General features: G+C 70.0%; 9 protein-coding genes. All 9 read right to left on the bottom strand.

What is annotated here, in order from left to right; all coding sequences use genetic code 11:
• On the bottom strand, positions 1–240 hold a 240-nt coding region (locus AB1609_11480; protein ID MEW6047085.1), incomplete at its 3' end, for a hypothetical protein.
• A gap of 29 nt (positions 241–269) precedes the next feature.
• Positions 270–1,238 (bottom strand): adenosylcobinamide-phosphate synthase CbiB, encoded by a 969-nt coding sequence (gene cbiB, locus AB1609_11475; GenBank protein ID MEW6047084.1) that lies wholly within the window; start codon positions 1,236–1,238, stop codon positions 270–272.
• Between the two features lie 6 nt (positions 1,239–1,244).
• Complete coding sequence (locus AB1609_11470; GenBank protein ID MEW6047083.1) at positions 1,245–1,982, bottom strand: adenosylcobinamide-GDP ribazoletransferase; 738 nt, start codon at positions 1,980–1,982, stop codon at positions 1,245–1,247.
• 26 nt (positions 1,983–2,008) lie between these two features.
• The gene (gene cobT / locus AB1609_11465; GenBank protein MEW6047082.1) at positions 2,009–3,055 is read right to left on the bottom strand and encodes a nicotinate-nucleotide--dimethylbenzimidazole phosphoribosyltransferase; all 1,047 of its coding nucleotides are present in this window, start codon (positions 3,053–3,055) and stop codon (positions 2,009–2,011) included.
• A 3-nt stretch (positions 3,056–3,058) separates the two neighbouring features.
• On the bottom strand, positions 3,059–4,555 hold the full coding sequence (locus AB1609_11460; GenBank protein ID MEW6047081.1) for a cobyrinate a,c-diamide synthase: 1,497 nt from the start codon (positions 4,553–4,555) through the stop codon (positions 3,059–3,061).
• Positions 4,556–4,571: 16 nt separating this feature from the next.
• Positions 4,572–5,099, bottom strand: coding sequence for a cob(I)yrinic acid a,c-diamide adenosyltransferase (cobO, locus tag AB1609_11455; protein ID MEW6047080.1), 528 nt, complete (start codon positions 5,097–5,099; stop codon positions 4,572–4,574).
• Between the two features lie 21 nt (positions 5,100–5,120).
• Positions 5,121–5,957: an ABC transporter ATP-binding protein gene (locus AB1609_11450; GenBank protein MEW6047079.1), complete on the bottom strand. Its 837-nt coding sequence runs from the start codon at positions 5,955–5,957 to the stop codon at positions 5,121–5,123.
• Complete coding sequence (locus AB1609_11445) at positions 5,947–6,948, bottom strand: iron ABC transporter permease (GenBank protein MEW6047078.1); 1,002 nt, start codon at positions 6,946–6,948, stop codon at positions 5,947–5,949. The genes AB1609_11450 and AB1609_11445 overlap by 11 nt, the downstream gene beginning before the upstream one ends.
• 33 nt (positions 6,949–6,981) lie before the next feature.
• Positions 6,982–7,834: cobalamin-binding protein (locus AB1609_11440; GenBank protein MEW6047077.1), on the bottom strand; the 853-nt coding region annotated here is incomplete at its 5' end.

The raw sequence follows: 7,834 nt of genomic DNA, 5'->3' as shown, positions 1-7,834 counted from the left end.
AATTCGCCGCAGGGCCGTCGATGCCGGGTCGGGGTAACGTTCGAGAGAGGCCGCAGGCCACCGGTCCTCCCACGAAAGGCCCGGCAAGAAGAAGTTGAGGTTGGTGCTGAAATCGAGAACCGGCCCGGATGCGCCGTCCCCGGACCCACCGGCGCCAGCCGGCGTGCCACCATGCACCGGTACCTGCATGGCCAAAAGCTCCGGGCGAACCCAGCGAACTGCGTCACCGTCGAGGGGCATCGCCAGCCTCCCTTCCCGCCCGTCCAGCGCTATCCGTTGGCCATAAGCCCGGCCGGCCTGATGAATGACATGGCTAGCGCAACCAGGACCGCGCAGACCACGGCCAACCAGCCGGCGGTTTCGACCAGGCGGCCAGCCCGGGCGATGTCGTGGGGGCCCGGGTCCCGGGCCTCTCGATGGAGGGTGTAAAACCCCACCTTTTCAAGCCGCACGCCCAGCAGGCCGGCCGCGGCAGCCATGGGGTGACCGGCGTTGGGGCTCGGCGTGAGGCCTGCATCCCGGCGCCACAACCGCCACCCACGGCCGACGTCCTCCCCCCGCAGCCGCCCGGCGGCCAGGAGCAGCAGGGCGGTCAACCTGGCCGGTATCCAGTTGGCCGCGTCGTCAAGCCGAGCGGGCCCTTTACCGAGATACTCGTACGGGCCGCGGTATCCCCACATGGCGTCGAGGGTGTTGACGAGCCGGTAGCACCAGGCCCCCGCCAGGCCTCCGATGGCCCCGTAGAAGATGGGGGCTACGATGCTGTCGTTGGTATTTTCGGCCAGCGACTCGATGGCGGCGCCGGCCACCTGCCCCGGCGAAAGGCTCGCCGTGTCGCGGCTGACCAGATGCCAGGCCAACCGCCGGCGGGCCGAGTCCAGCTCACGCCTCTGCAGCGCCCGCTCGACCTGCCGGCCGGCCTCGACCAGCGCCCGGACGGCAAAGGCGGGCTTGATGGTGACGGCATAGGCGGCCACCGCCAGCCACCCGGGAAGGTGTTGCACCAGCCACCGCTCCCACCCATGCAGCAGCGCCGCAAGCAGCCCCAGGAAGGCCAGTTCAATTGCGGCTCCGTACAAAAACGCGGCCCGCGAACGGCGGGGAGCGTGACGTTCCAGGTAACTGAAGCAAAGCCCCATCCAGCGCACCGGGTGCCATCGGGACGGCAGCTCGCCGAAGCGGCCGTCGAGGGCTGCGGCCAGCAACAGTCCGGCAGCGGCCAGCCACGGTTGAGCCACGGCCTGTCACCGGCCCCGGGACGCCAGCAGCAGCAAAGTGGAGGTCTCCGCCAGCACCTGAACGGCTCCGTATTGATCGCCGGTCAGCCCGCCGAGCAGGCGGCAGGCCCACCACCCGAACGCCATGCCAACCAGCCCGGCTGCCGCCAGGCTGACAAGCCCGAACGTTCCCGCCAGCGCCGCGGCGGCCCCGGCCGCCACCAGTGAGGCAGCCCCCGCATGCACCCATCGGGCTTCTCTTTTGATCCAGGCAGCGAGCCCTTCGGCACGGGCGGCCGGAAAAGCCACGACCGCCACCGCCATGGCCCAGCGGCTCGCCGTCGCAGCAAGCAAAAGCGCCGCCGGAGGGCTGGGGTTGTACGACAGGGCCACCCACTGAACCAGCATCGTCCAGACCGCCCCCACCACGGCGAAGGCACCTGCATGGCTGTCGCGAAGGATCTCCAGGCGCCTCTGACGGTCGTGGCCGCCAAACAGCGCGTCGCAGCTGTCCAGCCATCCGTCCCAGTGAAGCCCCCGGGTCGCCAGGAGGCCTGTCCCTATCGCCGCGGCCGCGGCCAGTTCCGGGCCAAAGCCACGGGAGACGGCCCACCAGGCGCCCGACTGCAGTACCCCGACCAGCAGCCCCACCAGCGGGAAGTAGCCGATACCGGGCCTCACCACGTACCCCTGCTCCCGCCGGCCTCGGGCGTCGGGCCCCGGCAGTACGGTCAAAAAGGCAAAAGTGGCCCACGGACGCTCCAAAGGTCCGTGAAAACCCTGCCTGAGCTTCACAGGCGCCCGGACACCCCGGCCTCCTCGAAGGTGGCCATCTCCCCACACAAACGGGCGGCCGCTTCCACGATAGGAAAGGCCAGCACCGCGCCCGTGCCTTCACCGAGCCGCATGCCCAGGTCCAAAAGCGGGCGGAGCCCGAGGTGGTCCAGCGCGATCCGGTGGCCCGGCTCGCCGGAGCAGTGACCTGCGATCCAGTACGCTCGGGCCTGCGGCACCAGGGACGAGGCCACCAGCGCGGCCGCCGTCACGATGAACCCGTCCAGCACCACGGGAAGGGCCTGCGAAGCAGCCTCGACGAGGCCGCCGACGATGGCGGCAATTTCCAGGCCTCCCACCGCTTCGAGAGCGCCGATGGGGTCGTCCGGCCGGGGCTGGTGCCGTTGTAAGGCCGCAGCCACCACCTGCCGTTTGCGCGCCACTCCCTGTTCGTCCAGGCCGGTGCCCGGCCCCACGACCCGTTCCAGGCCCGCGCGGGTCCAGATGGCCACCAGGGCGGTGGCCGGCGTGGTGTTGCCGATGCCCATCTCGCCGAACGCGAGCAGTTGGGCTTCCTCGGCTGCGGCCTGCCGCACCAGTTCCCGGCCGATACCGATGGCCCGCCAGACCTCGTCGCGGGTCAGGGCCGGTGCCTCGGTGAGGTCCCGGCTGCCGCTGCGGACCCGGCAGGACCACAGCCCGGCTGCGGGCGGCAACGGTGTGGCGACGCCGACGTCGGCTATCCAAAGCCTGGCCTGCATCTGGCGCGCCAGCACGTTGATGGCTGCCCCGCCCCGCAGGAAGTTGGTCACCATCTGGGCGGTCACGGCCTGAGGATAAGCGCTTACGCCCTGAGCGACCACACCGTGGTCGGCGGCAAACAGGATGACCGCCTTCCGCCGGGGTACCGGGGGCGGCGCCTGGCGGAAGATGCCGGCCAGCCAAACTGCCAGGGTTTCGAGGAAACCCAGGCTGCCGGGCGGTTTGGTCAGGACCCCCAGTCGCCGCTCGGTTTGCTCCATGGCCCGCTCGTCAAGGGGCCGTACAGGGGGGAGAGCTTCCATGGCTCAAAAACCCGTCCTCCGCAGTTCATCTTCGCGGGCATCGAGGCAGGCCCGTACGAATCGCCGGGCGAGGGCCGGCCAGGACAGGAAATTGAGGTGTACGTAGCTGGCCCACAGCCCGCCGACGGCGGCGCCGTCGCGCCGGACGTTACCATCACCGTCCCGCCATTGAAGGGCCGGGGGCAGGTCCGGAGGTCGCCCCGCCCACTCCGAGTAGTGGAACTCGTGACCGCGCACCGACTCTCCCCGGTACAACAGCCACGAGTCCGCAGCCGCTTCAGCCTGGCGGTAACCCATCTTCACGCGGCGGACCATCACCGCCTCTCCCGGCAGCACGCCGGCCATGGGATGCCGCTCGCCATCGACCACGATCGCCTCCGTCAACACCATCAGGCCGCCGCATTCCGCGTAAATCGGCCTGTGCGCCCGAAACAGCGCCCTCAGGCCGTCGAGAAAGGAGCGGTTCGCCGCCAGCCGGGAGGCGTAGAGCTCGGGGAAGCCGCCGCTGAGGACGAGCCCGTCGGCCTCCGGGGGGATCGCTTCGCCTTCGCCGGGGCGGAAAAAGCGCAGCTCGGCTCCCGCCTGTTGCAGCAACTCCAGGTTCTCGGGGTAGTGAAAACTGAACGCTTGGTCGTTGGCCACCGCGATGACGGGCCTCGCCCCCGCAGCAGCGCCGGCCGTTTCAATGGCCGTCGCCTCCGGTCCCGCCGGCACGGCGCAACGCCGCGCGACCTGGCCGGCGGAGCATTTCGCCGGTTGGCCGGAGCCCCTGCTCTCCCGCGCAAGGGCAGGAGCCCGGGCCGCCGCCTGCCACAGGCCGTCCAGATCCAGATGGCGCGAAACGGCATCAGCGGCCGCCTCGACGAAGCGCTGCCAGCTTCCCGGCTCAACGGTGGGAACCAGGCCGAGGTGGCGTTCCGGAACCGACAGAGCCGCCAGCTTCGGAACCCAGCCGAACACCGGAAGCCCTGTGGCCCACCGGACTGCCTGGGCCACCCCCTCACCGTGGGCGCGGCCGGCCACCCGGTTGATGATGACGCCCGACCACATCAGGTCGGGAGCAAAGCGCACGAAGCCCAGGGCGGTAGCGGCCACGCTTCGGGCAGCGGCACGAGCGTCCAGGACCAGCACCACCGGGAGTCTCAAAAGCCGGGCGAGTTCGGCGCTACTGCCCGCGTCGTCCCGGTAGGCATATCCGTCGAATAGCCCCATGACGCCCTCGACCACGGCCACATCGGCGTCGAAGGCAGCCCTGAGGAAAAGCGCGCGCAGGCAACCGGCCGGGACCAGCCAGCTGTCCAGATTGCGGCCGGGCCGGCCGCTGGCCAGCTCGAGGTAGGTGCGGTCGATATAGTCCGGGCCCGCCTTGAAGGCTTGTACGCACCGCCCCTGCTTGTGCCACGCCGCAATGAGGCCCGTGCTCAGGGTTGTCTTGCCAACGCCGCTTTGGGTCCCGGCCAGCATCAGCCGGGGCAGCTCTACCTGCTCGCGGCCCTGCACGCCTCCTGGCCCCCGTTCAGTAATCGATGCCGGGCTGGGCTGCGATGCCCTGCGAGTACGGGTGCTTGACCTCCTTCATCTCGGTCACGAGGTCGGCCAGTTCCACCAGCGCCGGTGGGGCGTGGCGCCCGGTGATGATCACGTGCGTGTGCAAGGGCCGGTTCGATCGCAGCCACTGCACCACGGCGTCGGCCGAAAGCCAACCGTAGTACAGCGGGTAGGTGAATTCGTCCAGGAGGACCAGGTGGTAGCGGCCCGACGCGATCTTCTCCCGGGCGAGCTGCCAGGCCGACCGGGCCCGTTCGGCCGTCCGGTCGAGATCCCGGGAAAGCCACGTGAACCCGTCCCCTGACTTGATCCACTCAATGCCCAGCTCCTGCGCCGTTCGAACCTCGCTCCACCGGCCGGCCTCGTGCTTGATGAACTGGATGACGCACATGCGCCACCCCTGAGCCCATCCCCTGAAGAGAAGACCCAGCGCCGCCGTTGTCTTGCCCTTCCCGGTTCCTGTGTAGACGACGAGGAGCCCCCGGGCGGCACCCACCAGCCACCGACCTCCACTCCCTCAGCCCTGCCCGGCGCCAGCCCGCGGCCGCTCTGCCGGCACGGCCCAGCGCGCTACCACCATGGGCGTGCCGTAGGCGGGGTGCGTGACCACGTCGCAGGGGATTTGAAAGACCCCTTCAAGCAGTCGCGGCTGCAGCACCTCGGCGGGCGTTCCCAGGCCAACCAGCTGCCCCTGCCACAACAGGCCCATGCGGTCGGCCACGGCTGCCGCCTCGTTCAGGTCGTGCATCGTGGCCAGAATGGCCAGGCCTTCCTCGCGGGCCAGGTAGCGGAGGAGGCGCAGCAGGCGGGCCGCGTGCCCCAGATCCAGATGGGCCGTGGGCTCATCGAGAAGCAGAAACCGGGGGGCCTGGGCCAGGGCGCGGGCCAGCACGACCCGTCGCTGCTCGCCCCCGGAAAGCCGGGTTACCGGGCGGTGGCGCAGGGGCCACAGTTCAGTCAGCTTCAGGGCCGCTTCCACGTGGCGGCGGTCGGCCGCCCCGGCCCCCGACCACCAGTGACGGTGGGGGAGCCTGCCCAGGGCCACCACCTGTTCGACCGTCAGCGCCCAAACGGGCGACTCCTGTTGGGGTACGAGGGCCGCCAGCCGGGCAACCGCCTTCGGAGCCAGCTGCCACACGGAGCGTCCCGCAATCATCGCCGTACCTGCCCGGGGGCGAAGCAGCCGGGCCAGCGCCCGCAGCACCGTCGTCTTTCCGGATCCGTTGGGACCCACCAGAGCCAGCACCTCGCCCGGCCGTAGGGCCAGGTTGAGAGCCTGCACGACAGGCCGGGAGTCATAGCCGCAGCTGAGCTCTCTGGCCTCGAGGGCGAGCCCATCGGCCTCAGGACACATGGCCGGGTCCCCCCCGAGTCTTCAACAGGTACAGGAAAAAGGGCGCGCCCAGGACGGCGGTCAAAATGCCGGCCGGCACCTCCGCCGGGGCCACCGCCACCCGCCCGACGTCGTCCGCGAGCAGCATGATAAGGGCTCCCGTGAGCCCGCTGGCCGGCAAGACCCAGCGGTGGGCGGCCGGGAAGGTGTAGCGTGCCATGTGGGGAGCCATGAGCCCTACAAACCCGATGATGCCGCCCGCCGCTACCGCCCCCGCCGTCAGCAGGCTGCTGCCCACCACCACCCCGCCCCGGAGCCGTTCCAGGGAGAGCCCGAGGCTTCGGGCGGTCTCCTCGCCCAGGGCGAGGGCATCCATGGCGTGGTGAACGGCCGAAAGCACGACCGCCCCCAGGAACATCACCGGCACGATGGTGTTGAGGGCCGGCCACGAACGGCCTGAAAAGCCGCCCACCAGCCAGCCGAAGACTTCCAGGTGGGCGCGGTCCTGTAAAAGCAAGAGGCCAGCCACCAACGCGGACAACAGCGTGCTCAAGGCCGCCCCTACCAGCAACAGGGCCTGGGTCGGCAGGCCTCCGCTTGCCTCGGCCAGGACGTACGCCAGCACCACCGCGCCGAGGGCCCCCGAAAAGGCTGCCAGGGGAACCGAAGCAAGCCCGGCGACGCCGAAGCCCCAGCCGCTCAGGATAGCCACGGTCGCGCCGAAAGCGGCGCCTCCCGAGGCCCCCACCACGTACGGGTCGGCCAGGGGGTTACGAAATAGCCCCTGCAGGGCGGCCCCTGCCATTCCCAGCGCCATGCCCGTCGCCGTTGCCAAAAGCGCCCGCGGCAACCTCAGTTCCGTGATGATGGTCTTGTCCGGGAACTCCGCGCCGGCACCCGTCCAGCGGCCTGGAAGCAGGGCCGCCACAGCCCGGCCCGGCGGGATCCACACCGGGCCGATGGCGAGGCTGCCGGCAAACAGAGCCATCAGCAGACCGGCCAGCAGGGTCATGCGAATTGCGGGGCCCTGCACGGTAGCTGAACCTCACCTTCGGGCCGGAAGGGCCTGCTGCGGTACAGCGTTGGGGTCGGGCGGCGGTTCGGGGAAGAGTTCCGGGTACAGGGCGCGGGCTACGGCCTCCAGGCCCTGCACCAGGCGAGGCCCCGGACGGGAGACGATGCTGTCCTCGATGAGGTAGACCCGACCCGTCTGCACGGCCCGGACGCCGTGCCAGCCGGTCCGCACCCTGAGGTTCTCCAGAGCGAGGCTGCGGCCGTGAGAGCTGGGGCCCAGGATGACATCGGGATTTCGGCGGATGAGTTCCTCCAGGCTGACTTGCGGCCATTCGCGCTGCACGTCGGAGAAGATGTTGATGCCGCCGGCCAGTTCGATGAGCTGGCCGATGAACGTTTGCGGCCCTGCCGTCATCAGCGGGTTGTCCCACACTTCGTAAAAGACCCGGGCCCGGCGGGAGGGTTCGACGGCGGCCACACGGCTACGGACGGCCTCCACCCGAGCCTGCATAGACCGGACGACCTGTTCGGCTCGGTGGGCATGGCCAGTCAGCCGGCCCACCTTGCGGATGTTGTCGTAAAGGTGATCGAGAGAGCGGGAATCCACGGAGAAAACCGGGATTCCCAACCGGCGCAGGGCGTCGATGACCGGCTGTTGAAGGGAGCCGGCGGTCAGCACCAGGTCGGGCTCCAGGCCCACCACTTTCTCGACGCTGATGGACTTGGCCGCAAAGCCCCCTACTTTTTCAAGGGATCGCACTTCCGCAGGGAAGTCGTCGAACAAGGTAACCCCAACCACCTGATTGCCGGCACCGACGGCAAAGAGTATCTCCGTGTTGGAGGGCGCCAGGGAGACGATGCGGCGGGGTCTTTCGGCCAGGGTT

Source organism: Bacillota bacterium, from assembly GCA_040754675.1.
Classification (GTDB): Bacteria; Bacillota; Limnochordia; order Limnochordales; family Geochordaceae; genus Geochorda.
This window is presented reverse-complemented; position numbering and strand designations above follow the sequence as displayed.